We start from the raw sequence: 24,354 nt of genomic DNA on the forward strand, positions 1-24,354 counted from the left end.
TCCGGAGGCGCGCGGAAAAAGGCGCGGAAGGGGGCTTGCGCTCCCCCCGCCCTGCAACTAGGTTCCGCGCCCTCGCCGAAAGGCCAGACGCGCCCGTAGCTCAGCTGGATAGAGCATCAGACTACGAATCTGAGGGTCGGACGTTCGAATCGTTCCGGGCGCGCCATTTTCTCTCCATCGTTGAAGATGCGGCTCGTGCGCCGGCGGGTGGGGCCATGGCGTGAAGGCATGGGTATGGGAAATCGTGGGCTCTCCCCGCGTGGGGCGCGCGCGACATAAGCTCCGGGCATGTCCGCATCCGCCGCGGGCGCGGCGGCGCTCGGCGGGCGACATGCGGCCGGCCGGAGCCCTGCGCAGAACAGGGTCGAGCGCCCGCCGCCGATTCAGGCCCTGGGTGAGGACGCCGACCATGCCGAAGCGCAGATTCCTTGAAACCATCCGCCAGACAATGCCCGCCGTCGTCGGCGTGGCGGTGGTGGGCGGCGTGGTGGTGGGCGGCGGGGCCATCGGCGCCCAGGTCGCGCAACAGAAACCGGCGCGCGCCGCCCCCGCCGCAAGCCCGGCGTCAGCGGCCAAGGCGCCGGCGGCGACGCAGCGCCTGCCCGGCTACAACGCCGACCGCAACGCCTATTTCGGCGACCTGCATGTCCACACCTACCTGTCCAACGACGCCTACATCTTCAACGTCCGCAGGACGCCGGACGATGCCTACCGGTTCGCCAAGGGGGAGGCGATCGGACACGCCGCCGGCTTCGATGTCCGTCTTCAGGGCGGCCCCTTGGATTTCGTGGCCGTCACGGATCATGCGGAGTACATGGGCGTCATCCGGGAAGCAGCCGACCCGGTGAACCCGCTGTCGAAGCTTCCGTTCAGCAAGGGGCTGATGAGCCCTGACCTCAACGAGATTCAGCGGGCCTTCAGGGCATACGGCCAGGCGAGGCGCGACGGGACGTTGCCGGCGGAGTTCAACGACCCCGCGATCGTGTCGCGAGCCTGGCGCGAGGTGCAGGACGCCGCCGCGCGCAACTACGCGCCGGGACGCTTCACCACGTTCGTCGGATATGAGTTCACGTCGGGGCTGGAAGGGCGCAATCTCCATCGCAACGTCATCTTCCAGACGGCGAACGTGCCAAGCCTGCCGTATTCGACCAGCGACTCCAACGACCCGGAAGATCTCTGGCGCAAGATGGACGCCTGGCGGGCGAAGGGCGTCGAAGCCCTCGCGATCCCGCACAATTCCAACGGGTCCGACGGCCTGATGTTCGACGGCAGCCGTATGAGCGGACGTCCCCTCGACAGGGCCTACGCCGAGATGCGCGCCCGCAACGAACCGCTGGTGGAGATCAGCCAGACCAAGGGGACGTCCGAGGCGCATCCGTCCCTCTCGCCTAACGACGAGTGGGCCAACTTCGAGATCATGGAGAGCTACATCGGGGCGGAAAAGCCGATCACCAAGTTCGATGGCGGCTACGTGCGACGCGCGCTCGAGGACGGAATTCTCCACCGCCAGAAGCTGGGCGTGAACCCGTTCAAGCTCGGCTTCGTCGGCGGCTCCGACACCCACAACGCCGCCCCGGGCAGCGTCGAGGAGCCCAACTACTTCAGCAAGGCCGGCCTGTCCGACGCCACGCCAGAGCGGCGGGGCTCGATTCCGGCAAAGGGCGCGAGGACCTGGGGCGACGACGAATCGGCCGCCGCGGGCGGGCGCTACAAGACCTGGGGCGCGTCGGGCCTCGCCGGCATCTGGGCCGAGGAGAACAGCCGCGGCGCTCTCTACGCGGCGCTGCGGCGCAGGGAGACCTTCGCGACGTCAGGGCCCCGCATCAAGGTGCGCTTCTTCGCGGGCTACGACCTGCCGGCCGACCTGCTGACCCGGACCGACACCGTGCGCCAGGCCTATGCCCACGGCGTGCCCATGGGCGGCGACCTGCTGGCCTCGAAGGGCCGCGCGCCCAGCTTCCTGGTCTGGGCCGTGCGTGACCCGCGCGGCGGCTATCTCCAGCGCGCCCAGGTGGTGAAGGGCTGGATCGAGAACGGCCAGGCGAAGGAGAAGGTGTTCGACGTGGCCTGTTCGGACGGCCTCAAGGTCGGCGCGAACAGCCGCTGCGGCGACAACGGCGCGACCGTGAACCTGAAGACCTGCGAGCCCGACCGCTTCAAGGGCGACGTGGAGCTGCGGACGGTCTGGAAGGACCCCGAGTTCAACCCGAGGCAGCGGGCCTTCTACTACGTCCGCGTGCTGGAGAACCCGTCCTGCCGCTGGTCGACCTGGGACGCGCTGCGCAACGGCACGCCGCCCAACCCGAACCTGCAACCCACCATCATGGAACGCGCCTGGTCCTCGCCCATCTGGTTCGAGCCCACCGCCTAGCGCGGGTATCGGTGGGCCGGCCTGTCCCCGGGATCCGGCCTCAGATCCCGGCGGCGCGGAGGATGGCGTTGCTGACCGGCGCGTAGTCGCCGTCGAAGTGGTGGTCGCCGGCGACCCTGATCGGCTGGATCAGTCCGGGCGCGAAGCCGGGGCAGGCGTCGTTGCGCTCGCGGTCGCCGTAGATGCAGACCTTCGGCACGTCGCGCAGCCCCTGCAGGACCGGCGCCAGGGGATAGGCGCTGGACGCGGTTAGGTTCAGCCAGTCGCCGGGCCGGAACTCCAGCTCGCCGTCCTTGCTGACGCCCACGAGGGCCACGAGGCGGACGTGGCTGCGGATGTCGGGCGGCAGGCGCGCGACGATGGCCGGCAGGGCGTCGGCGCCGAACGAATAGCCGGCCAGGATCACCCTGGACCTGCCCCAGGCGGCCATGTAGCGGCGCAGGACGGCGGTGAGGTCGCGCGCCGCCTCGTCGGACGTGCGCGCGGTCCAGAAATAACGCAGGGCGTCGTAGCCCACGACGGGCACCCCACCCCTGGAGAGCCCCGCCGCGAGGCCCTGGTCGATGCCGGCCCAGCCGCCGTCGCCGGAATAGAGCACCGCCATGGTGTCGCCGTGGCCGGGCGCGTTCACCTCGACCAGCGGCAGGCCGGCCAGGCGCCGGGCCGCCGATCCCGAGGCGACCGGGGCGGCCGGCGCGGACGCGGCCGGGTACAGGCTGGCGAAGGCGGTCGCGAGCCGCGGCGCCCAGTTCGCGGGCACGGAGTAGCCGTGGCCCACCTTCGGCAGGTCGACGATGCGGCCGCGGGGGACCTGCGCCATGAAGGCGTGCGCCTGGGCGGCGGGGCAGGTCTCGTCCCGGCCGCCCTGCATGACGATGAACGGCGCGGTGAGCGTCGCCGAGGGCGCATAGACGAAGCCGAGCGCGGGATCGGGGCGGTGGGCGAGCTTGCCGACGCCCGCGCTCATCGGCTTCGGGGTCTTGAGGTCGGGGCAGAAGCCGAGCGCGATCGCGCCCTGGAAGGTGGCGGCCGGCGCCTGGGCCAGGGCGCCGTAGGCGATCGTGGCGCCCGAGGAGTAGCCGACGACGACGGGGCGATGGTAGCGCGTGAAGCCGAGGTCCTTCTGGACGGCCTGCGCCAGGGCGGCGAAGTCGCCGGCGGGGTAGAAGGCCTCGGCGCCGGCCTGGGTCTGGGCCAGGTACCTGCGGATGTCGACGCCCACGACGGTCGCGTCCATGCGGGCCAGTTGGCGCGCCATGTCGACCACGCCCTGGTTCCAGCCGCCGTCGCCCGAGACGAACACCACGAAGCGGCCGGGCTCCTTCGAGGTGCGGTAGACGGTCACCGGGCCGGCCGGGCCGAAGCGGTAGCCCGTCTCGGTCATGGGGCCGTTGGCGGGCGCCGCGGCGAGCGGCGCGGGTGCGGGCGGAGCAGGGGGCGCCGGCGGCCGGGTGGCGGCGAAGGTGGCGGTCGTGAGCGCCGCGACGGCGGCGCCGGCGATCAGGGTGCGGATCAGGTTCATGTCGGGCCCCGGGGCTGAGACGGGCGGCGCGGTCGCTCTCCGCGCGGTCCCCTTCTCGCGCCCGAAGCCGGCGCCGGCGTCTCGTCAGGCTTACGGCTTTGTGAGACTTGGGGTGAGGCTTGGACGCGGGGCCGCTTCCCGCCCGACGAGCCGCGTCACGTCGATGAGGGCGCCGGCGAGCGCGAGGGGCGGGGCGGCGAGATAGCGCGGCGTCCAGACCGGATCGAACTTGGCCTTGAAGGCGCGCAGCCCCTGGAACCCGTAGAACCGTGCGCCCCGGCGCGCGACCTCGCCGCCGACCTTGTGCCACAGGGGCGCCAGCGGGTGCTCGTTGAGGCCGGCGAGCGGCGCGAGGCCGAGGTTGAAGCGCTGGTAGCCCTCCGCCCGCGCCCAGCGCATCAGTTCGATGAAGAGGAAGTCCATGACCCCGCCGGCGTGGGACGGCACGTGCCGCATCAGGTCGACGGAGGCCTCGACCCGGCCGCCGGTCCAGACGTTCGCGAACGCCACGATGCGCCCCTCGTGCCGCACGAGGGCGACGGGGTCGTGGCGCAGCACCGCCGGGTCGAAGCGGCCCAGCGAGAAGCCCTTCTCCGTCCCCCCGTGCGCCAGGAGCCAGGCCTCGGAGATCGCCTCGAGCTGCGTCAGCAGCGCCTCGGACGGCGGCGCGCAGACCAGTTCGAAGGTCAGGCCGTCGCGCTGGGCGCGCGCGTGGGCCTGGCGCAGGTTGCGCCGGCGGCCGCCCACCAGGCTGAAATCGGCCAGGGGCACCTTGGCTTCCTCGCCGAGCTTGAGCAGGACGAGGCCGAGGTCCAGGTAGTCGACCAGCCAGTCCGGCGTGCCGTGGTAGATCACCAGGCGCGCATCGGCGCGGTCGGCGGTCTCCTTGAGTTTCCACAGCAGCCGGCGACCGGCGTCCCGGTCGCCCACGGGATCGCCCATGCTGATCAGGCTGCGGCCCTGGGCGCCGTACATGACGAAGGCGGCGTCGTCCGGGGCGCGGAGCAGCGCCTTGTCGCCGATCAGGGCGAGCCGGGCGGTGGTGTCGGGGCAGGCCTCGACGAGCGGCCGGACCGCGTCGATCCCGGCGTCTCCCGCCACGTCGGCGTGGGCCGTGCCCGCGCGGGCGAGCACCGAGGCGCCGGCCGCCAGCAGGGCGGCGCCCAGCACGGCCAGGCCGCGGAGGAAGCGGGCCGGGTCGGCGCGGTAGCCCACGTCGGCCAGCAGGTGCGTCTCGAAGGGCGTGTCGGCGTAGATCCAGAGCCCGAGCGCGGCGGCCCCGGTCACGACGGCGAGCAGGCCGGCCGACCACCAGGAGATCCACTGGCCGTCGCTCCACGCCCCGCGCCGCCGGAAGGCCCGGCGCGACAGGACGAGCGCCACGCCGAAGACGGCGGTGAGGAGCGCCGGCCCGAGATCGAGCCCGCGCAGGAGGGCGGTGGAAGCCCCGACGGCGGCGGCGAGCGCGGCGACGCCCACCGCCTGGCGGCGCCGGCGCATGAGGCCCAGCGCCGCCGCCATCAGCGCGAGGCCGGCGACCAGCGACAGGAGGTGGCTGGTCTCCAGGACCAGCAGGGGCACGGTGGCCCTGAGCACGGCGAGGCGCTCGGGCGCGATGCGCCCGACGGCCGTGAGGATCAGCAGCGCGCCGAGCGCGAAGGCCGCGACCGACAGCACGGCGGGGGCGGCGATCGCCCAGGAGCGCCGGACCCGGGCGAGACCCGTGCCTTCGGCCAGGCCGGTGCGGACGAGGACGCCGGCGGCCAGGGTCAGCGGAACGACGTAGTAGATCAGGCGGTACCCCAGGAACGCGGCGGCCAGGGCCGAGCGCGACGCCTCCGGCAGCAGGGTCAGGATCACGCCCTCGAACACGCCGGCGCCGCCGGGCACGTGGCTCACCAGGCCCACGAAGGTCGCCAGGACGTAGGGGCCGACGAAGGCCTGGTAGGCCACCGCGAGATGGGGCAGGAGGACCCAGGCCACGGCGGCGGTGACCGCGGTGTCCACGAGGCCCAGGCCGACCTGGGCCAGCGCGGTCCGGAGCGGCGGCAGGGACAGGGCGTGGCCGAGGATCGTCACCTGGCCGCGCAGCGTCGCGCAGGCCGCGACGTAGGTCGCCGGGCCCGACAGCAGCAGCAGGCCGAGCCCCCGCGCCAGCGCGGGCGAGACCGGCAGTACGGCCGCGGCGAGGCCGGGCTCGAGGGCCAGGACGAGGCCGCCGAGGCCGGCCATGCCCAGGCCGAAGGTGACGCCGTAGAAGGCGGTGACCTGCGCCACCGTCGCCAGCGATGCGCCATAGGGCGCGTAGAGCCGCGCGCGGATCGCCGTGCCGGTCACCAGGGCGAACCCCAGGGTGTGGGCGAAGGCGTTGCCGCAGAACGCGCCCAGCGTGCTGGTGCGGAAGGGCGCCTTCACCCCGGCCCAGCGCAGGCCCAGCGCCTCGATCAGCGCCAGGAGGCCAAAGCTGGCCGCCGTGAGGCCGGCCGCGGCGGCGAGAGGCGCGGGGCCCCAGGCGACGGCCTCGGCCGCCACCTGTTCGAGCCGCAGCCCGTGGAACTCGCGCCAGAGCACCCAGGCGGCCGCCAGCAGCAGCAGGAACGGGGCGGCGCGGCCCGCCCAGCGGAAGAAGGTCTGGCGCATGTCGGCCCCTGTCCGGAACGCGTCGCCGCATTGGAGCGGAACCGGCGCCGGCTGAACAGCCGGCGTCGGACGGAGCGCCTGGCCCACCTCGGTCATCGGGGTCTCCTCACGGGTCCCCGATCCTGGCCCGCCCGGCTGTCGGCGGACCCGTCGTCAACCTTGCAGGAAGTTGAGGCGCGCTCAGGCCCGCGAGAGCTCCAGGACCACGCGGAGGCCGGGCGCGTTGTCCTCCAGCAGGAGGCGGCCGCGGTGCAGCTTGGCGCATGCCGCCGCGATGGCCAGGCCGAGCCCGGACCCGGAGGTGGTGCGGGCGCGATCCAGGCGCACGAACCGCTCGACGACGCGGCCGCGGTCGGCCTCGGGAATGCCGGGCCCGTCGTCGGCGACGATGCAGCGGACGCCGTCGCCGTCCGCGGCGACGCGGACCTCCACCCGCGCCCCGCTCCCGGCATGGCGCGCCGCATTGTGGATGAGGTTGCCGATCGCCTGCCGCAGCAGCACCTCGTGACCCTCCAGGGTCACGTTCCGCGCCGGCGCGACATGCAGGGTCTGGCCGGCGTCCTCCACGACCGGCGCGAAGAGGTCGGCGACCTCCTCGAGCAGCGCGCCGAGGTCCACGGGCTGGAACATGTCGCGCGACACCCCGGTCTCGGCGCGGGCGATGTCCAGCAGCGCGCCTGCGGTGGCCAGCGCCTGGTCCGCCTGGTCCCACGCCTGCCCGATCAGCTCGATCCGCGCCGCATCGTCGATCCCGGCGTCCAGGGCGCGGGACAGCGAGCCCTTCATGCGCGTGAGCGGCGAGCGCAGGTCGTGGGCCAGGCTGTCGGTGACCATCTGCAGGCCGGTCATCAGCTCCTCGTTGCGGTCGAGCATCGCGTTGATGGCGCCGCCCAGCCGGTCGAAGACGTCGCCGCCGGGCGTGCTGGGGGCGCGCGCGGAGGTCTTCCCCGCCGCGATGTCGCCCGCCGTCCGCGCGATGGCCTCGGCGCGCGTGTAGACCACCCGGGCGATCCAGAGGCTGACGGCCAGGAGCGCGCCCAGGGCCACGGCCAGGGAAACGCCGGCGCCGACCGCGAAGGTCTGGCGCAGGCGCGTCCGTTCGGTCAGGTCCTCGTAGACCACCAGGGTCCCGCCCGTGGCGATGGGCTGGACCAGCACCGACCAGGGCGAAGGCTTCCCGTTCTCCCGGATCTGCACCTGCGTCAGGCCCGGCGGCGGAAGCTGCGACCACGGCAGCAGGCGCACCCCGCCCAGCAGGGCGCCGTCGTTGGCGAACACCGCATAGCGGAAGCCTTCCACGGCATGGGCGCGCTCCTTGCGGTCGAGGGCCCTGGCCAGCGGGGCGAGGCCTTCCACATGCGCGAAGGCGACGAAGTAGTCCCGGGCCGAGGCGGCGACCTCGCGCTGGCGCTCGGCGATGATCCGCTCTCCCACCGCGTCGATCAGGCCGACGCCGGCGAGCAGCGCGGCGACCGCGGCGACCACCAGCGCCAGGACGAGCCGGCCCGGACGGAGCTGCGCAGGGGGCGGTCGGCTCATGGCCGCTCGGAGAGGCGATAGCCCGTGCCGCGCAGGGTGTGCAGCAGCGGCGTCTCGAACCCTTCGTCGATCTTCTTGCGCAGGCGGCTGATGTGGGTGTCGACGACGCTGGTGTGCGGATCGAACCGGTAGTCCCAGACCTGCTCCAGCAGCATGGTGCGGGTCACGACCCGGTCCTTGTGGCGCAGGAAGTACTCCAGCAGCTTGAACTCGCGCGGCAGCAGGTCGACGCCCCGGCCCGCGCGGGTGACGCGGCGCGTGAGCAGGTCGACGCTGAGGTCGCCGCAACGGAGCTCGGTCTCCACCTCCTTGCCGGGCTTGCGGCGCAGCAGGTTCTCGATCCGGGCGGCCACCTCGGAGTAGCCGAACGGCTTGGTGATGTAGTCGTCGCCGCCGGCCCGCAGGCCCTTCACCCGCTCGTCGATGTGGGCCAGGGCGCTGAGGATGAGGATCGGCGTCTCGACGCCGGCCGCGCGCAGGGCCTTCACCACGCTGAGCCCGTCCATGGTCGGCAGCATGCGGTCCATGACGATGAGGTCGAACCCGGAGCCGGAGCCCATGAAGAGGCCGTCGCGCCCGTCGGCCACGTGCTCGACGGTGAACCCGTCCTGGCGCAGGCTCTTCGCCAGGAAATCGGCGGTCTCGGCGTCGTCCTCCACGACGAGGATTCGGCGGCTCATGCGGGTCTCCTTGGCCGCGACCCTACGCGGATCGTCCAGCGAGGCAAACGGGCCTGCGGCCGCCTGAAGCGCGAAGGCGGACGGCCCTGGCGTCAGCCCTTGGAGACGCAGGCCTTCATGAAGGCGGCGCGCGTGCCCGTGTGGCTCTTCTGCGCCGTCCAGGCGGCTTCACAGGCCTGCTGCTTGCCGCCGTGGGGGGCGGCGGTCCGGGCCGCGGCGGGCGCGGGCTTGGGCGCAGGGGCGGCGGCGAAGGCCGTCGGGCCGAGGGCGAGGCTCGCGGCGAGGGCGGCCGGGACGAGGACGTTGCGCATGTGGGACTCCTTGGCGACCGGGCGGCTGTGGCGCCGGTGACGACGAGAAGACCGCGCCCGGCCCACACCGCCTGCGGCCCGAAACTTACATCGGTGTGAGAGGCCCGGCGCCGACGGCGTTTCGCAGGCGGCGCGGCCTTGGCTAGAAAGGCGGCATGACGTCTGCATCCGAGCCGCGCGGCCGCCTGGCCATCCTGCATCCGCCCGGGCGGCTGGCGCCGAAGACCAATCCATTCGGCAAGGACGTGGCCAATGCGCAGCTCTGGCAGGCGCTGGCGCAGCACGGGGGCTGGGCGCGGATCGACATGCTGGGGCTGGCGCCGTTCGACGACACGGGCCTGGCCGACGAGCTGTTCGCGGGCGCGCCGCGCAGGACCGAGATCGGCGCGGGCCTTCTCGTCCACTCGAACGCACCTGTGGAGGCGGGCATGCTTCTCCGCGGCCAGCCCGAACTCTCGGATCTCGCCTGGCGCCGCCGGCGGCTTGCCTCGGACCGGGCCTACAGCCTGGTGGGCCTCATCCACACGCTGGCGCCGCCGATGATGCGGCAGTTCATCGCCAGCACCCAGGTCGCGCCCATGCACCCCTGGGACGCGCTGATCTGCACCTCGCCCGCCGTGCGCGGGAACCTGGAGGCCATGTTCGCCGGCTGGGGCGAGCACCTGGCTGAGCGCACCGGCGGCCGTGCGCCGCCGCGCCCCGCGCTGCCGGTGATCCCGCTGGGCGTGGACGCCGGCCGCTTCGCCGCGCTCGCCGACCGGCCGGAGGTCCGCGCGCGGCGCCGCGCCGAACTGGGCCTGGCCGACGGCGACGTGCTGGTGCTCTGGGTCGGGCGGCTGTCCTACTACGAGAAGGCCTTCCCGCAGCCGATGTTCAAGGCGGTGCAGGCGGCCGCCGCGGAGACCGGCGTGCGGGTGGCCTTCGGCCTCGCCGGCTGGTTCCCCGGGGACGGCGACCGCGCCCACTACGAGCAGGCGGCGCGCGCCCACGCGCCCGACGTCGACGTGCGCTACCTCGACGGCAACGACGCCGGCCTGCTGGGGGAGCTGTGGGCGGCCGGCGACATCTTCCTGTCGCTGGTGGACAACATCCAGGAGACCTTCGGCATCACGCCGCTGGAGGCCATGGCGGCCGGCCTGCCGGTGGTGGCCAGCGACTGGGACGGCTACCGCTCCACCGTCCGCGACGGCGTCGAGGGCTTTCTCGCGCCCACGCTCATGGGCCCGACGGCCGGCGGGCTGGGCGCCCATCTGATCGAGCGCCACACCCTGGAGCAGGCGTCGTACCAGGCCTATGTCGGCGCGGTCGCCCAGCATACGGCGGTGCATGTCGGCCGCGCCGCGGCGGCCATCGCCGCCCTGATCCGCGACCCGGATCTGCGCCGGCGGATGGGGCAGGCGGGCCGGGCGCGCGTCGCCCAGGCCTTCGACTGGCCCGTGGTGGCGCGCCAGTACCACGACCTGGCCGATGAACTCGCCGCGGTGCGGGCCGCGGCCGCCGACCCGGTCGCGCGGCCGCCCGGCGACCCGGTGCGCGGCGACCCGTTCCGCGACTTCGCCGGCTTCGCCACCGCGGGCCTGACGCTGGACACCCGCCTCACCGCCGCGCCCGGCGCGACGGAGGCCGCGGTGCTCGGCGCCCGGGACGTGGCGCTGGATGTCGGCTTCCCGGCCTTCCGCGCCCCGCCCGAGACCTGCGCCCAGGCGCTGGCCGTGATCGCCGCTCGCGGCGGGGCGAGCGTGCGCGAGGTGCTGGCCGCCTTTCCGGCGCCGCATCGCCGCGCCGTCGAGCTGGGCCTGGCCTGGCTGGCCAAGTACGGCTTCGTCGACTGGCTGACCTGAGGGCGGCGATGTCCACCGCCCGGCTCCTGCTGACGGCCAAGGGCCTGCGCGCCTTCGGCGACGGGTTCACGGCGCTGCTGCTGCCGCTCTACCTGACCGACCTCGGGCTGTCGGCCTTCCAGGTCGGCGTCGTGGCGACCTCGGCGATGCTGGGGTCGGCGATGCTGACGCTGGCCGTGGGCCTCGCCGGCCACCGGCTCCACAGCCGCAGCCTGCTCATGGCCGCCTGCGGGCTCATGCTCGCGACAGGCCTCGCGTTCTCGCAGGCGCACGCCTTCTGGCCGCTGGTGGTCGTGGCGTTCATGGGCACGCTGAGCCCGTCCGGCGGTGACGTCAGCGTGTTCGCCCCCGTGGAGCAGGCGGTCCTGGCCCAGGCCGGGCCCGACCGCGACCGCACGGCGCGCTTCGCCCGCTACAGCTTCGTGGGCGGCCTGGGCGTGGCGGTGGGCTCGCTCGCGGTCGGGCTGGTCGACCCGATCGCCGGCGTCGGCGGGGTGTCGCGCCGAGGGGTGATCGAGGGCGCGTTCGTCCTCTACGGCCTGATCGGCGCCGCGGCGTTCCTGCTCTATCGCCGCCTCCCGTCCGCGCCCCTGCAGGACGCGCCGCCGCCGACCGCGCTGGGGCCGTCTCGCAAGCGCGTGCTGCAACTGGCGGCGCTCTTCAGCCTCGACTCGTTCGGCAGCGGCTTCATCATCTCGTCGCTGCTGGCGCTGTGGCTGTTCCACCGTTTCGGGATGAGCCTGCCGGCAGCCGGGGCCTTCTTCTTCTGGACGGGCCTCCTGACCGCGGTGTCGCAGTTCGCGGCCGTGCGCCTCGCGCGGCGGATCGGGCTGGTGCGGACCATGGTCTTCACCCACCTGCCGGCCTGCCTGTGCGTGGCGGCGTGTGCGTTCGCGCCGAACCTCGCGACGGTGCTCGTGCTGCTGACGATCCGCGCGGCGCTCTCCAACATGGATGTGCCGGCGCGCAGTTCGTACGTGATGGCGGTGGTGACCCCGGCCGAGCGCGCCGCCGCGGCCGGGGTCACCAACGTGCCGCGCAGCCTCGCGGCCTCGGCCAGCCCGGCGCTCGCGGGCCTGCTGTTCAGCGCCGCGGTCTTCCCCTGGCCGCTGCTGATCGGCGGCGGGCTGAAGGCGACCTACGACCTTCTCTTGCTGCGGCAGTTCCGCGACGTGCGGCCGCCCGAGGAGGGTTAGGCGGCCAGGAGCTGCTCGACCTTGCGGATGTCGACGACCTCGGAGGCGACGCCGCCTTCCAGGCGCATCACCTTGTTGCAGTAGAGCTTGAGCAGCGGCAGCTCGTGGGTCGCGAGCACCAGGATGCCGGCCCGCTCGACCAGCTTCAGCAGCCGCTTGTGCGCCATCTTCTGGAAGTCGGCGTCGCCCACGGCGATCCACTCGTCCATCAGGAGCACGTCGGCCTCGACGGCGGTGGCCGAGGCGAAGGCGAGGCGGCCCTGCATGCCGGCCGAATAGGTCTTCACCGGCATCGCCAGGAACGGCCCGAGGCCGGTGAACTCGGCGATCTCGTCCATCTTCGCCTCGATCTCGCGCGAGGAGAGGCCGGCGATCCGGCCACGCAGACGGATGTTCTCGTAGCCCGTCGCGGTGGGATCGATGCCCAGCGACAGGTCCAGGAGGGCGGCGATCCGGCCATGCACGTCGATGGTCCCCTCGTCCGGCTCGTAGGCGCCGGAGAGCGCGCGCAGCAGGGTGGTCTTGCCCGAACCGTTGTGGCCGATCAGCCCCAGGCGGTCGCCGGCCTTCAGCTCCAGGTTCACGCCGGCCAGCGCGGTCACGTCGGTGACGCCGGCGTGGCGGCCCAGCGCGCCGCCCACGCTGACCGCCCGGGCCAGCGCCTTCTTCAGCGACTTCGCGTCGGCCCCGTAGACGGGGAAGCGGAGCGTCAGGTCCGCGCAGCGGATCGATGCCGTGGTCATTGGGCTGTTGTCATAGGTAGTGGACGATCCGGCGCCGCGTGCGGGCGAAGATGAGGAAGGTGGCCAGCCAGCCGACGACGGCCATCGAGACCAGCACGACGTAGGTGGCGGGCAGCACGGGCTGGCCCAGGAGCGGCCCCCGGACGGCCTGCAGCAGGTGATAGAAGGGGTTCAGGTCGAGGTAGATCTGGTGCTCGCCGAAGCGGCTGGGCAGCCAGAAGACCGGGGTCATGAAGATCGCGAACTGCATGATCGAGACCACGATCTGCGGGATGTCGCGGTAGCGCGCCGAGGCGATGCCGGCGAGCAGCGAGATCCAGCTCGCGTTCACGAGCATCAGCACGATGCCGATCAGCGCCAGGAACGGGTTCGCGACTTTCCAGGTGCCGTAGAACGCCAGCATGCCGACGACGATCACCAGGTGGTGCGCCAGGTTGATCAGGTTCCGGAAGACGGTGCGCCAGACGAAGGTGAACATCGGCAGCGCCGTCTGCGACAGCATGCCCGACGCCTGCACGAAGGTGTCGCAGCCCTCGTTGATCGTGCCGGTCATCACGCCGAAGAACACGATCCCCAGCGCCACGTAGGGCAGGAACTCGTTGACCGGCAACTTGAAGAGGCTGGCGTAGAGGAAGCCGATCCCCAGGACCATCAACCCCATCGACAGCGTGATCCAGAACGGCCCCAGCACCGAGCCGCGGTAGCGCGACGCCACGTCGTGGGTGGCCAGCGACCAGGCCAGCCCGATCCGGGCGAAGGAGTTTCGGAGGTCCCGCGCCGCCATCTGCAACTGGAACAGCGCGCCGCGCCGTCCGGTCCGCAGCATGTGGGTGGCGGTGTCCATGGACTCTCCGACTGGCGGCCTCTCCCGACGACAGGCGCGCGAGGTATCAGCGCGGGTATCGCGGCGCAAGGATGGCGCCCGTCCGGCCGCCATGTTAGCCGGGCGTCGTGGCCCGAAGCGCGACCGCAAGACCGCCCGAGATCCCGGCCCGCCTCGCCGCGGGGCCGCCGGCGCTGTCGCTGGAGGGGGCGGGCGTCTGGCTCGTCGTGCCCTGCTACAGGGTCAAGGCCCACATCCTGCAGGTGATCCGGCGGACGCCGGCGTGGGTCGAGGGGATCGTCTGCGTCGACGACGCCTGTCCCGAGGGCTCGGGCGACTTCATCGAGGCCGGGAACACCGACCCGCGGGTCCACGTGATCCGGCTCCACCGGAACCAGGGCGTGGGCGGCGCCACCCTGGCCGGCTACGCCGAGGCCGCGCGCCGGGGCGCGCGCGTGATGGTCAAGGTGGACGGCGACGACCAGATGGACCTGGGCTATGCGGCCCAGCTCGTCGCGCCGATCCTCCTGGGCGAGGCGGACTACGCCAAGGGCAACCGCTTCACCTCGATCAGCCACCTGACGACCATGCCGACGGTCCGCGTGCTCGGGAACGCGATGCTCTCGTTCGCGGCCAAGCTCTCCACCGGCTACTGGAACCTGTTCGACCCCACCAACGGCTATACCGCCATCGAGGCCAACGTGGCGCGGCTCGTGATGGAGAAGCGGGTGGCGCGGCGGTTCTTCTTCGAGACCGACCTGCTCTACCACCTGGGCACCCTGCGCGCGGTGGTGCGCGACGTGCCGATGCCGGCCCGCTACGCCGACGAGGTCTCCAACATCCGCATCGGCGCCATCGTCGGGCCGTTCGCGCTGCGCCACGCGCGCAACTTCGCCCAGCGGGTGATCGGCCAGTACTTCATCCGCGACTTCAACGCCGCGTCGCTGGAGCTGGTGTTCGGCCTGTTCTTCAGCCTGTTCGGCGTCGCCTATGCGCTGAGCTACTTCGCCAACCGCGTGCCGGGCGTGCCCGCCTCGGCCGGGGTGGTCATGCTGGCCGCCCTGCCGGTGATCCTGGGCGCGCAGTTCCTGCTGCAGGCGATGAACTACGACGTGCTGAACGTGCCCGGCCGCCCGATCCATCCGTACCTGGCCGTCCTGCGCGAGCTGGAGACGGAGGAGGCCGCCCCCGCGGCGGAGCCTGCGCCGTGAGCCCGAAGGACATGGCGCTGTGCAGCGTCTTCGCCGTGGCGCTGCCGCTGGGCCAGATGCTGTTCAAGTGGGGGGCGATCTACAACGAGCGGCTCACGGGGCCCTTCCTGCAGCGCGTGCTGGTGAACTGGCCGCTGATCGGCGCCTTCGCCTGGTATGGCGTGACCGCGCTGCTCTGGTTCTACGTGCTGACCCGCGTGCCGCTGTCGCTGGCCTACGCCTTCTCGCTGGTCGGCTCGTGCCTGGTGCCGTTGGCCGGGTGGCTGGTGTTCAAGGAGCAGGGCTCCTGGACCATGGTCGCGGGCTACGCCCTGATGCTGGCCGGCCTCTTCCTCGTGGTGCGGCCGGCGTGAGCCACTCCGCGCTGAAGTCGCCCGCCCGCTGGGTCCTGTGGCTGGTGCTGGTCGCCGGCTACCTGCTGATGCTGCGGCTGAACCTGCCGGGGCACCTCTCGGTGGATTCGGTGCTGGCCCTGCACGAGGGCCGCTTCGGCGTGCGGACCACCTGGAACCCGGCGATCTTCGGCTGGCTGCTGGGCGCGCTGGACCGGATCACGCCGGGGACGGCGCTGGTCGTGGCGCTGAGCGGCGGCCTGCTGTTCGGCGGCTGGCTGCTGCTGTCGCTGAGCCGCCCGCGGACGGCCTGGCTCGCGCCGCTCGTGGCGCTGGGCCTGATCGCCCTGCCGCAGGCGCTGATCTATCCGGCCATCGTCTGGAAGGACGTGCTGTTCGCCGACTGCGCCATCGCCGGCTTCGCGCTCCTGGCCTTCGGCGTGCGGAAGGGCGGGACGCCCTGGATCAGCCTGGGGCTGGCGGCGCTGCTGTTCGCCGCGGCGGGCCTGTTCCGGCAGAACGGCCTGATCCTCGCCCCGCCCGCCGCGATCGCCATCGCCTGGGCGCTCTCCGCGCGCGGCTGGAGGCGGAGCCTGGGCCTGGCCGCCGGCTGGCTCATCGCGGTCGCCGCGCTGACGCTGGTGCTCAGCGCCGTCGCGCGGCCCCAGGGCGCGGGCGCCCCCGACAACGCCGGCGAGAAGGGCCTGCGCCTCCTGGCCACCTACGACCTCGCCGCCGCCGCGCACCTGCAGCCGGGCCGGCCGACGCCGCGCATCGACGCGGTGGCGCCCGACGTCGGCCGGTACCTGCGCGCCAACGCCGACCGGCTCTACGCCCCGGAGCGGGTCGACGTGCTGACCGCCGACCCGCAGATGGGGATCGGGCTGAAGCGCGTGCCCCGCGCCGTGATCCTCGCCGAGTGGCGCGACCTGCTGACCTCCGACCCCGGCCTGTGGCTCCGGAGCCGGGCGCTCGCCTTCCGCCAGGTGGCCGCGACGCCGGTGATCGACCGCTGCCTGCCCATCACCGTCGGCGTCGAGGGTCCGCCGATGACGCTGGCGGCGCTGAAGATCCCCGCGCGGCGCAGCGCCGAGGACATGCGGCTCTACAACTGGACGACCTGGTTCCTCGACACGCCGGCCATGTCGCACGTGGCCTACGCCGTGGCGGCGTTCGCGGTGATGGTCCTGCTGCTACTGCGCCGCGACCCGCCCGACCTGATCGTGGCCGGGCTGATGGCGGGCGCGCTGGGCTTCGCGGCCAGCTTCTTCGCGATCTCGATCGCCTGCGACTACCGCTACCTCTACGTCCTCGACGTGGCGGCGCTGACGGGCCTCCTGTACCTGGCCCTGGACCCTAGTCTTCCAGCGCGGCGTCGAGCTCGGCGTTGATGCGCTCCAGGGCGCCCTGCGCGGCCTCCAGCCGCCTGAGGTCCGCCCGCCAGCCGGCCTCGAGCGCCTTGCGTTCCTTCTTCATCTCGGCCCGCAGCTCGGCCTGGAAGGCCTTGGCGCCGATCAGCCGGTCGCGGGCGTCCTTCAGCTCGGCGCGCGCGGTCGCCAGGTCCCGCGCCTGCGGGCTGACCAGCGCCCCGATGTCCTCGGCCCGCTTTTCCAGCCTGGCCGCGGCGCGGTCCAGCAGCTTGCGGTCGGGCTTGCCGCCCGCGGCGGTCTCGGCGAACCAGCGATGGACGTCGGCGGCGATGGCGCCGGCCCAGCCCAGGGTCTCCAGCCCGGCGTCGCCGGCGTTGTGGCGCAGGTCCTGGGTGAGGAAGCCGTCGATCTCGCGGGCCGCCGCCGCGGTCAGGTTCGGCAGCGGGCCGCCCAGCGCCGCCTCGATCCGCGCCACCTCGGCCCGCCAGTCGGCGAGCAGGGCGTCGTAGCCCACGAAGGCGCGCGGCAGGTCGCGGGTGTAGGCCTCGGCCGCCAGCATGTAGGCGCTCCAGACCAGCACCGACTTCTCGTCCGTGAACCCGTCGCGGCGTTTCAGCGACCCGGCCACGGCCAGCGGGTGGCGCACGGGGATCACGCATCGGGCCGCGCACCGCTTCTGCCCCAGGATCGCGCGCCAGAACGGCAGCAGCACCGTGGCCCGCGGGTCCTTCATCAGCGGGTTGGCCGCGGGGCCGAAGTCCTCGTCGAACAGGGCCGCGGCGCGCTTCACCCAGGCCCTCTCCTCGGGGGGCGGCAGCGGGCGGAACGGGTAGGCGAAGGGGTCGTCCCAGGCGGAGCCCGCGGCGCGCAGGCGCTCGTCGTTGAGGATCGCGATCTTCCAGGGCTCGAAGTAGCCCTTGGCGTTGTGCTCGTCGCCCGGCATCACGTTGGTGGGCAGGTCGCAGCCCGCCAGCGCCAGCAACTGGGTCACCGCCGAGGTGCCCGAGCGGTGCATGCCCAGCACCAGCCAGGCCGTGCGTGTCGCGGAAGTCTCGCTCATCGGCTGGCGTGGTAGGGGCCGTTCGGCGCCGCCGCAAGCGGTTGATTCCGGGGGGCCAACTGTTGCACTACCGGCCCCGCGCCGCAGGACGAACCAGGATCCCGATGCCCCACAGGGCCCACGCCCGCAATCGGCCCGAGCCGGAAGACGTCGTGCGCGTGATCTCGCCGGCGTTCGATCCGGACTTCTACCGGGCGGTCTACGACGACCTGCCGGCCGACATGCACCCGCTCTGGCACTATCGCCTCACGGGCTGGCGCGAGGGCCGCGATCCCGCGCCCTGGTTCTCGGTCGGCCACTACATGGAGGACAACCCGGACCTGGTGCGTTCGGGCTGGGAGCCGCTTTGCCACTACCTGTCGCTGGGCCGGCTGGAGGGGCGCGAGGTGCGCCCGTCCGACTGGGCCCCTCGCTACTTCGCCGCGCAGGACTGGGCCCCGCGGCCGTGGAGCTTCAAGGGCTTCGGCGCCGCGCCGGCCCGCGCCGCGACCCAGCCCGCGATCCCGCTCAACGCGCAGGAAGCCGCCGTCGCCGCCGAGTTCGACGCCGCCTTCTACCTGGCCGCCAACCCGGACATCGCGCAATCGGGCACGGACCCGCTGCGTCACTTCCTGGAGACCGGCTGGCTGGAGGGCCGCGATCCGACGCCGCGGTTCTCGATCCGCGACTATCTCGAGCTGCATCCGGACGTGGCCGGCACGGGCCTGAACCCGTTTGCGCACTTCCTGATCTCCGGCCGCGCCGAGGGCCGCTCGGCCCGCCACGACCTCGGCTTCCGCTACGACGTGCTGAGCCGCCTGACCGCGCCGGAGGATCGGATCGCCGCGGCGGCGAAGGCGTCGGCCGACGCGCGCCTCGACCCGCCCGCGCTGCTGGACGCGGCGCTGGCCCACGTCCGCGACCTGCACCTCACCTTCAGCCACGACGACTACATCGAGCACTCGGGCGGCCTGCAGCAGTGCCTGCGCCGCGAGCAGCAGAAGGTGGTGTCGCTGGGCCTCGACCACCTGCACCTCTTCCCGGTCGCGCCATGGCCGGCGGTGCGGGCGGCGGACGAGCCCGGCCCGGTGGGCGTGCTCCTGAACGGTCGGCGCGTGGGCGCCTTCCAGCCGCGGACGGTGCGCGAGGCGATCGCCCGGGCCGCGCCCACGGGCCGCCGCAGCTTCGCGGTCCACAGCCTGCTGGGCCACGAGCCCGACACGACGGCCGACATCGTCGAGGCGCTGGGCGTCGCCGACGGCTTCTTCTGGCTGCACGACTTCGCGAGCCTCTGCTCCGGCTTCCACCTGCAGCGCAACGACCTGGAGGACTGCGGCGCGCCGCCGCCGGGCAGCGCCGCCTGCGCCGTCTGCGCCTACGGCCCGACCCGCGCGCGCCACCTCGACGCCCACGCCCGCCTGTTCGCGCGCCTGAACCTGACCGTGGTCGCGCCCTCTCAGACCACGCTGGACTTCTGGACGGCGCACGGCGACCTGCCGGCCAGGCGCGCCGTCGTCCTGCCCCACGCCAGGCTGAAGACGCCCCGCGCCGCGCCGAAGGGGCCGAAGCATCGTCCCTTCCGGATCGCCTATCTCGGCATGCCGCAGCCGCTGAAGGGCTGGCCGATCTTCCGCGAGCTGGCGCTGACCTTCGCGGGCGACCCGCGCTACGAGTTCCTGCACCTGGGCGGCCGGCCCGATCCGGGCGCCTACGCCGAGTTCCACGAGGTGATGGTCACGCCCGACCGGCCGCGCGCCATGCAGGAGACGCTGGCGGCGCTCGAAGCCGACGCGGCGCTGATCTGGCCGCTCTGCCGCGAGACCTTCTCGTTCACCGCCTACGAGGCCGCCGCGGCGGGCGCGGCGGTGATCACGGGCCCCGACAGCGGCAATGTCGCGGCCTTCGCGTCCGACCCGAAGCGGGGCCGCGTGCTGCCGACCGAGGCGGCCTTGTTCCACGCCTTCGCCACCGGCGAGGTGCTGGCGCTCGGCCGCGAGGCCCGCAGGGCGAAGCTCTACGACATCGACTACAGCGGCATGACCGGCGACCTGCTGGCGAGGGGCTCGTGAGCGCGTTCGCCCGCCTGCGCCGCGTCGCGGCCCGCACCCTCGGGCGCGGCGGCGGCGAGCGCCGCCTGGTGGCCCAGGCGTTCGACCGCGCCTGGTACCTGACGACCAATCCGGACGTGGCCGCCACCCGCGCCGACCCGCTGGACCACTTCCTCGCCCACGGCTGGCGCGAGGGCCGCGATCCGACGCCGCGCTTCTCCGTGGACGAGTACCTGGAGAACAATCCCGACATCGCCGCGGCCGGCCTGAACCCCTTCGTCCACTGGCTGAAGCACGGCCGCCACGAAGGCCGGCCCACGCCCGACGCGCTCGGCTTCCGCCAGCAGGTGATCCGCCGCCTGAAGCCGATCGACGAGCAGGTCGACGCCTCCTCCCGCGCCACCGCCGCCGTGGCCGCCGGGACCGCCGCGGCGCTCGCGGCGGGGCTCGGGAAGGCGCGGCACGGGCTGAAGGGCCTGCACATCACCTTCAGCCATGATGACTACCGGACGAAGGTCGGCGGCGTGCAGCTCTGCCTGCACATCGAGGCCGCGCGCGTGGCCGGCCAGCGCCGCGACCACCTGCAGCTCCATCCGGCGATCCACTGGCCGGTGGTCCGGGCGGCGGGCGATCCGGGCCGGCTGGAGGCGGTGCTCAACGGCCAGTCGCTGGGCGTCTTCGCGCCGGCCGACGTCGCCGAGGCGCTGGCGAAGGCCAGGGTCGCGGGCGGCAGCTTCGCGATCCACAGCCTGCTGGGGCACGAGGCCGGCGAGACCGCCGCCATCGTCGAGGCCGCGGGGCTGAAGGCCGGGTTCCTGTGGCTGCACGACTACGCGAGCCTCTGCGCCGGCTTCCACCTGCTGCGCGACGGCGTCGAGGACTGCGCCGCCCCGCCGCCCGAGAGCGGCGCCTGCGCCATCTGCGTCCACGGCCCGGCCCGCGCCCGCCACATCGACGCCCACGCCGCCCTCTTCGAGCGCCTGGACCTCACCGTCGTCAGCCCCGCCCGGGGCACGCTCGACTTCTGGCGCGCGCACACGGGCCTGAAGCCCGCCGCGAGCGTCGTCCACCCGCACGCGGCGCTGACGCCGCGCGGGCCTGCGCCGGCGCCGAAGGCCGGCCCGCTCCGGGTGGCCTATGCGGGCCATCCCGCGGCCCACAAGGGCTGGCCGATCTTCCGCGACCTGTCGCTCAGGCACGAGGGCGACCGCCGCTACACGTTCCTGCACCTGGGCGCCTCGACCGAGGCGGGCCTGCCGATGCAGTTCCACGACGTCCGGGTCAGCGCCGAGAAGCCGCACGCCATGCGCGAGGCGCTGGAGCGCCTGGAGGTCGACGTGCTGGTCTTCTGGCCGCTCTGGCGCGAGACCTTCTCGTTCCTGGCCTGCGAGGCCGTCGCCGCGGGCGCCGCGATCCTCACCGGCCCCGACAGCGGCAACGTCGCCGCCCTGGTCCGCGGGTACGACGCGGGCCGCATCGTCTCGGAAGCCGAACTGGCGGACGCCTTCGCCACCGGCACCGTCGCCGAGCTTTCCCGCGCGGCGCGCCGCCCCATGCTCTACGATCTCGCCTTCAGCGGCATGACCGCCGACCTCGTCCCCGCCAAAGTCCCCGCATGAAAGTCCTCGTCTACTCCAGCTTCACCTTCTCGTACCTGAACCGCGCCCGGGTGCTGTTCCAGACGCTGCGCCGCTTCCATCCCGACTGGGAGCTGGCGGCGCTCATCACCGACAGGCCGCCGGAAGGGTTCGCGTTCGACCCGGCCGCCGAGCCGTTCGACCGCCTGGTGTGGGCCAGCGACCTGGGCATCCCGGACTTCGAGGGCTGGCTCTTCAAGCACGACGTGGTCGAGGTCTGCACGGCGGTGAAGGGCCCCTTCATCCACCAGGCCTGTTCGTGGGGCTTCGACGCGGTGATCTACCTCGATCCCGACACCGCACTGCTGGGCGGGCTCGATCCGCTGGTGGACTGGCTCCAGGACCACGACATCCTGCTGACGCCGCACCTGATCGACCCCAACGACGACGACATGGCGATCCAGGACAACGACATCTCGGCGTCCCGGACGGGCATCTTCAACCTGGGCTTCGTCGCGATCCGCACGAGCGGGGAGGGCGCCCGCTTCGCCAAATGGTGGAACGACCGGCTGCTCAGCTACTGCTACGACGACATCCCGAACGGCCTCTTCGTCGACCAGCGCTGGTGCGACCACGTGCCCGCCCTCTTCGACCGGCTGAAGATCATCCGCGACCCGGGCTACAACGTCGCGAGCTGGAACCTCTCCACCCGGAAGGTCGCCGTGGAGAAGGACGGGCGCATCACCGTCAACGGCCACCTCTTGCGCTTCTGGCACTTCACCAAGCTGGGGCCGATCGGCGACACCATGACCAAGCGCTACGCCGGGCGGAACTTCCAAGTCTACGAGATCTGGGCCTGGTACAAGCGCCAGGTCGCCGCCGTCACCGACCCCGCGATCCCGGAACGCTACTGGGCCTACGGGGCCTATGACGACGGCAAGCCCATCGCCAAATCCGAGCGCGTGCTCTATCGGCAACGCCAGGATCTCCGGGACGCCTTCCCCAACCCCTTCGCCTCCGGCCGCGGCAGTTTCCAAGAATGGCTCGAACACGAAGGCGCGTGACGCCGGCCCCCAAGCCCGCCGCGCCCGCGTCCCAGGCGCCCGTGGCCGAAACCGAGGCCGCGGGCCACGCCGCCCTGCTGGAGAAGGCGCGCGCCGTCACCCGGAAGGTGGCGCGGCTGAAACGCGACTTCGCCGGCGCGCACCGCCTGGCGCATGACGCCCAGATGCGCGAGGCGCTGGTCCGCACCGAGCTGACCCTGGCGCTGCACGAGTCGCTGGTCGCCCGTTCCGAGCTGCAGGCGAAGCTGCGCGAGCAGGCGCTGGCCGCGCTGCGCGCCCGCCCCGAACGCCGCCTGCGCCGCCACAACCGCCTGTCGCGGATGCTCGACAAGGCGCTGGCGCGCCTGGGCTCGGTGGGGCAGGCGCTGGTGATCGCGCGCAGCGGCGTCTGGCGTGGCACGGGCCGGCCGCTGCACGACCTGCGCCACATGGCCGCCTACGCGCGGCGGCGCGCGCGGGCCGACGTGACGCCCCTCGCGCCGGTCGACCAGCGCTGGTATCTCGACGCCTATCCCGACGTGGGCGCCGCGCGCACCGCGCCGCTGGTCCACTACCTCGTCTCCGGCGACCGCGAGCGCCGCAGGCCGGGGCCGCTGTTCGATCCGCAATGGTACGCGCGCCAGGCCGGCGCCGAGCTGGGCGCCACCGGGCTCTCGCCGCTGGAGCACTACCGGCGCGTCGGCGCCGTGCGCGGGCTCTCGCCGCACCCGGCCTTCGACGTCGGCCACTACCTTTCGCAGGTTCCGGCGCTGGAGCCGGGCGACGATCCGCTGTCGCACTACATGCGCGAGGGCGGCTTCATCGGCCTGTCGCCGCACCCGGCGTTCGACCCGGCCTGGTACCAGCGCCAGGCGGGCGAGGCGATGGCGGGGCGTCCGGCGCTGCTCCACTACCTCGGCGGCGGCTGGAAGGACGGGCTCTCGCCGCACCCCCTGTTCGATCCGCGCTGGTACCAGGAGCATTATCCCATGGCGGCGGAGACGGGCCTCGACCCGTTCACCCACTTCCTGGCCTTCGGCGGCGCCGAGCGGCTGAGCCCGGGGCCCTGGTTCGACGGCGCCCACTACGTCGAGAGCCGCGGCGCGGCGCTGGCGCCGGGCGCCAATCCGCTGGTGGACTACCTGACCGGGGGCGCGTGGGCGGTGGCCGAGGCGCGGCCTGGCTTCCCGACCGTCGCCTACCTCGCCTCACGGCCGGAACTGGCGCGCACCGGCGTCACGCCGCTGGAGCACTGGGCTCGGCGGGCAGGCCGGTGAACGCATCGACGAGGCCCAGCGCCGCGAGCTGGCGGCGCACCTCGTCGTAGTACTCGGGCACGTAGTGGAAGGGCGACAGGCCCCAGCGGTGGTCGGTGTCGGAGAGCCGCAGCTCGCCCGCGTCGATCCGCGCCATCGGCGGCATCATCGCCTCGAAGTGCGCCTCCTGCCGGCCCAGCAGGTCGTTGTAGGACCAGATGTCCGCCGGGTCCCCGCCCAGGATCTCCGGCCCGTCGATCGGCCGCACCGCGCCCTCGGCGTCGCGGTGATGGGTCGCCCAGCGCGCGGAGTGCAGGATCAGGTGGGCGCGGCTCAGCGTGGACGCCCGGACGAGGGCGGCGAACTCGGCGGCGGAATCCCTCCAGAGCCGGTCGCAGGCGCCCGACAGCCTGGGCACGACACGATGCCTGCGGAATTCGCGCCGCGTCAGATAGCCGCTCCGCATCATCTCGCCGCTCCGCAGGACCAGCGAGTCGCCGATCGACACCAGGTCGAAGCGGTCGTCGATGAAGTCGAAGATGACGTGGGTGGGCCGGAACGCCAGCAGCCGCGCGAGCGCGGTCTTGGTGAGGTCGGCGACCAGGGCGCCGTGCTCGTGGTTGTGCAGGTCGCCGGGCGGCGTCTTCGCAGGCGAGAACCCCTTGACCGGGACCGAGAACAGGCTCGGGAGGCTGGTGCGGGAGATGTAGAGGAGGCGCTCGGCGCCGCCGCCACGGATCGGCCACAGATCGCGGGTTATGCAACTGCCGACGATGGCGATGCGTGACATAGGGGCGCCTGTGCTCAGCGAC

20 protein-coding genes and 1 tRNA gene are annotated in these 24,354 nt (G+C 73.2%); 12 read left to right on the forward strand and 9 right to left on the reverse strand.

From position 1 onward, the window contains the following. Positions 1-89 precede the first annotated feature (89 nt). The 3 genes from KF737_RS04325 (at position 90) to KF737_RS04335 (ending at position 2,371) form a co-directional block, all read left to right on the forward strand. Positions 90-166: transfer RNA gene (locus KF737_RS04325), tRNA-Arg, on the forward strand. Between the two features lie 122 nt (positions 167-288). Then, on the forward strand, positions 289-432 hold the full coding sequence (locus KF737_RS04330) for a hypothetical protein (RefSeq protein WP_296450715.1): 144 nt from the start codon (positions 289-291) through the stop codon (positions 430-432). Positions 433-448: 16 nt separating this feature from the next. Then, entirely contained in the window at positions 449-2,371 is a 1,923-nt protein-coding gene (locus KF737_RS04335) for a DUF3604 domain-containing protein (protein WP_296450717.1), read from the forward strand. A 40-nt stretch (positions 2,372-2,411) separates the two neighbouring features. Here the strand turns inward: KF737_RS04335 and KF737_RS04340 are convergent, their stop codons facing one another. The 5 genes from KF737_RS04340 to KF737_RS04360 form a co-directional block, all read right to left on the reverse strand. Then, complete coding sequence (locus KF737_RS04340; protein ID WP_296450718.1) at positions 2,412-3,893, reverse strand: AcvB/VirJ family lysyl-phosphatidylglycerol hydrolase; 1,482 nt, start codon at positions 3,891-3,893, stop codon at positions 2,412-2,414. A 90-nt stretch (positions 3,894-3,983) separates the two neighbouring features. Next, entirely contained in the window at positions 3,984-6,629 is a 2,646-nt protein-coding gene (gene mprF / locus KF737_RS04345; RefSeq protein ID WP_296450720.1) for a bifunctional lysylphosphatidylglycerol flippase/synthetase MprF, read from the reverse strand. An 84-nt stretch (positions 6,630-6,713) separates the two neighbouring features. Continuing rightward, positions 6,714-8,072 carry a sensor histidine kinase KdpD gene (locus KF737_RS04350; protein ID WP_296450721.1) on the reverse strand — a complete coding sequence of 453 codons (1,359 nt, stop codon included), beginning with the start codon at positions 8,070-8,072 and terminating at the stop codon, positions 6,714-6,716. Continuing rightward, a complete protein-coding gene (locus KF737_RS04355; protein ID WP_296450723.1) occupies positions 8,069-8,752 on the reverse strand; it encodes a response regulator transcription factor in 684 nt (227 codons plus the stop codon). Before KF737_RS04355 ends, KF737_RS04350 begins: the two co-directional genes overlap by 4 nt. Positions 8,753-8,844: 92 nt before the next feature. Further along, a complete protein-coding gene (locus KF737_RS04360) occupies positions 8,845-9,063 on the reverse strand; it encodes a hypothetical protein (RefSeq protein WP_296450725.1) in 219 nt (72 codons plus the stop codon). A 155-nt stretch (positions 9,064-9,218) separates the two neighbouring features. Here KF737_RS04360 and KF737_RS04365 point away from each other — a divergent pair, with 155 nt between their 5' ends. Together KF737_RS04365 and KF737_RS04370 are read left to right on the forward strand one after the other, a co-directional pair. Further along, entirely contained in the window at positions 9,219-10,904 is a 1,686-nt protein-coding gene (locus tag KF737_RS04365; protein WP_296450727.1) for a glycosyltransferase family 4 protein, read from the forward strand. A gap of 8 nt (positions 10,905-10,912) precedes the next feature. After that, a complete protein-coding gene (locus tag KF737_RS04370) occupies positions 10,913-12,100 on the forward strand; it encodes an MFS transporter (protein WP_296450730.1) in 1,188 nt (395 codons plus the stop codon). Here KF737_RS04370 and KF737_RS04375 read toward each other — a convergent pair. Together KF737_RS04375 and KF737_RS04380 are read right to left on the reverse strand one after the other, a co-directional pair. Further along, a complete protein-coding gene (locus tag KF737_RS04375; RefSeq protein WP_296450732.1) occupies positions 12,097-12,843 on the reverse strand; it encodes an ABC transporter ATP-binding protein in 747 nt (248 codons plus the stop codon). The two genes, KF737_RS04370 and KF737_RS04375, sit on opposite strands and share 4 nt — an antisense overlap. Positions 12,844-12,853: 10 nt before the next feature. Further along, positions 12,854-13,687: an ABC transporter permease gene (locus KF737_RS04380; RefSeq protein WP_296450734.1), complete on the reverse strand. Its 834-nt coding sequence runs from the start codon at positions 13,685-13,687 to the stop codon at positions 12,854-12,856. Between the two features lie 107 nt (positions 13,688-13,794). Here KF737_RS04380 and KF737_RS04385 point away from each other — a divergent pair, with 107 nt between their 5' ends. Genes KF737_RS04385 through KF737_RS04395 form a run of 3 tightly spaced genes read left to right on the forward strand, consistent with a single transcriptional unit; the run spans position 13,795 to position 16,600 of the window. Continuing rightward, positions 13,795-14,877, forward strand: a complete 1,083-nt coding sequence (locus KF737_RS04385) for a glycosyltransferase family 2 protein (RefSeq protein ID WP_296450736.1) — start codon at positions 13,795-13,797, stop codon at positions 14,875-14,877. Then, positions 14,874-15,230 carry an EamA family transporter gene (locus KF737_RS04390; RefSeq protein ID WP_296450738.1) on the forward strand — a complete coding sequence of 119 codons (357 nt, stop codon included), beginning with the start codon at positions 14,874-14,876 and terminating at the stop codon, positions 15,228-15,230. The genes KF737_RS04385 and KF737_RS04390 overlap by 4 nt, the downstream gene beginning before the upstream one ends. After that, a complete protein-coding gene (locus KF737_RS04395; protein ID WP_296450740.1) occupies positions 15,227-16,600 on the forward strand; it encodes a hypothetical protein in 1,374 nt (457 codons plus the stop codon). Before KF737_RS04390 ends, KF737_RS04395 begins: the two co-directional genes overlap by 4 nt. Here the strand turns inward: KF737_RS04395 and KF737_RS04400 are convergent. Next, positions 16,566-17,639, reverse strand: coding sequence for a hypothetical protein (locus tag KF737_RS04400; protein WP_296450742.1), 1,074 nt, complete (start codon positions 17,637-17,639; stop codon positions 16,566-16,568). The genes KF737_RS04395 and KF737_RS04400 overlap by 35 nt on opposite strands. Before the next feature lie 104 nt (positions 17,640-17,743). Between KF737_RS04400 and KF737_RS04405 the strand changes: the two genes are divergently transcribed. From KF737_RS04405 to KF737_RS04420, 4 genes are read left to right on the forward strand one after another with little or no spacing between them, the layout of a single operon-like run. Continuing rightward, a complete protein-coding gene (locus KF737_RS04405; RefSeq protein WP_296450744.1) occupies positions 17,744-19,687 on the forward strand; it encodes a hypothetical protein in 1,944 nt (647 codons plus the stop codon). Beyond that, on the forward strand, positions 19,684-21,285 hold the full coding sequence (locus KF737_RS04410) for a hypothetical protein (protein WP_296450746.1): 1,602 nt from the start codon (positions 19,684-19,686) through the stop codon (positions 21,283-21,285). The genes KF737_RS04405 and KF737_RS04410 overlap by 4 nt, the downstream gene beginning before the upstream one ends. Further along, positions 21,282-22,307 (forward strand): hypothetical protein, encoded by a 1,026-nt coding sequence (locus KF737_RS04415; RefSeq protein ID WP_296450748.1) that lies wholly within the window; start codon positions 21,282-21,284, stop codon positions 22,305-22,307. Before KF737_RS04410 ends, KF737_RS04415 begins: the two co-directional genes overlap by 4 nt. Next, positions 22,304-23,563, forward strand: coding sequence for a hypothetical protein (locus tag KF737_RS04420; RefSeq protein WP_296450749.1), 1,260 nt, complete (start codon positions 22,304-22,306; stop codon positions 23,561-23,563). Before KF737_RS04415 ends, KF737_RS04420 begins: the two co-directional genes overlap by 4 nt. Here KF737_RS04420 and KF737_RS04425 read toward each other — a convergent pair. Beyond that, a complete protein-coding gene (locus KF737_RS04425; RefSeq protein ID WP_296450750.1) occupies positions 23,523-24,332 on the reverse strand; it encodes a DUF6270 domain-containing protein in 810 nt (269 codons plus the stop codon). The two genes, KF737_RS04420 and KF737_RS04425, sit on opposite strands and share 41 nt — an antisense overlap. Positions 24,333-24,354: the final 22 nt, after the last annotated feature.

It is taken from the genome of Phenylobacterium sp. (assembly GCF_019636135.1).
Lineage (GTDB): Bacteria > Pseudomonadota > Alphaproteobacteria > Caulobacterales > Caulobacteraceae > Phenylobacterium.

Coding starts and splice junctions, on each gene's coding strand:
- KF737_RS04330 (WP_296450715.1), top strand. CDS start 289: ATGTCCGCATCCGCCGCGGGCGCGGCGGCGCTCGGCGGGCGACATGCG.
- KF737_RS04335 (WP_296450717.1), top strand. CDS start 449: ATGCCCGCCGTCGTCGGCGTGGCGGTGGTGGGCGGCGTGGTGGTGGGC.
- KF737_RS04340 (WP_296450718.1), bottom strand. CDS start 3,893: ATGAACCTGATCCGCACCCTGATCGCCGGCGCCGCCGTCGCGGCGCTC.
- mprF (WP_296450720.1), bottom strand. CDS start 6,629: ATGACCGAGGTGGGCCAGGCGCTCCGTCCGACGCCGGCTGTTCAGCCG.
- KF737_RS04350 (WP_296450721.1), bottom strand. CDS start 8,072: ATGAGCCGACCGCCCCCTGCGCAGCTCCGTCCGGGCCGGCTCGTCCTG.
- KF737_RS04355 (WP_296450723.1), bottom strand. CDS start 8,752: ATGAGCCGCCGAATCCTCGTCGTGGAGGACGACGCCGAGACCGCCGAT.
- KF737_RS04360 (WP_296450725.1), bottom strand. CDS start 9,063: ATGCGCAACGTCCTCGTCCCGGCCGCCCTCGCCGCGAGCCTCGCCCTC.
- KF737_RS04365 (WP_296450727.1), top strand. CDS start 9,219: ATGACGTCTGCATCCGAGCCGCGCGGCCGCCTGGCCATCCTGCATCCG.
- KF737_RS04370 (WP_296450730.1), top strand. CDS start 10,913: ATGTCCACCGCCCGGCTCCTGCTGACGGCCAAGGGCCTGCGCGCCTTC.
- KF737_RS04375 (WP_296450732.1), bottom strand. CDS start 12,843: ATGACCACGGCATCGATCCGCTGCGCGGACCTGACGCTCCGCTTCCCC.
- KF737_RS04380 (WP_296450734.1), bottom strand. CDS start 13,687: ATGGACACCGCCACCCACATGCTGCGGACCGGACGGCGCGGCGCGCTG.
- KF737_RS04400 (WP_296450742.1), bottom strand. CDS start 17,639: ATGAGCGAGACTTCCGCGACACGCACGGCCTGGCTGGTGCTGGGCATG.
- KF737_RS04405 (WP_296450744.1), top strand. CDS start 17,744: ATGCCCCACAGGGCCCACGCCCGCAATCGGCCCGAGCCGGAAGACGTC.
- KF737_RS04415 (WP_296450748.1), top strand. CDS start 21,282: ATGAAAGTCCTCGTCTACTCCAGCTTCACCTTCTCGTACCTGAACCGC.
- KF737_RS04425 (WP_296450750.1), bottom strand. CDS start 24,332: ATGTCACGCATCGCCATCGTCGGCAGTTGCATAACCCGCGATCTGTGG.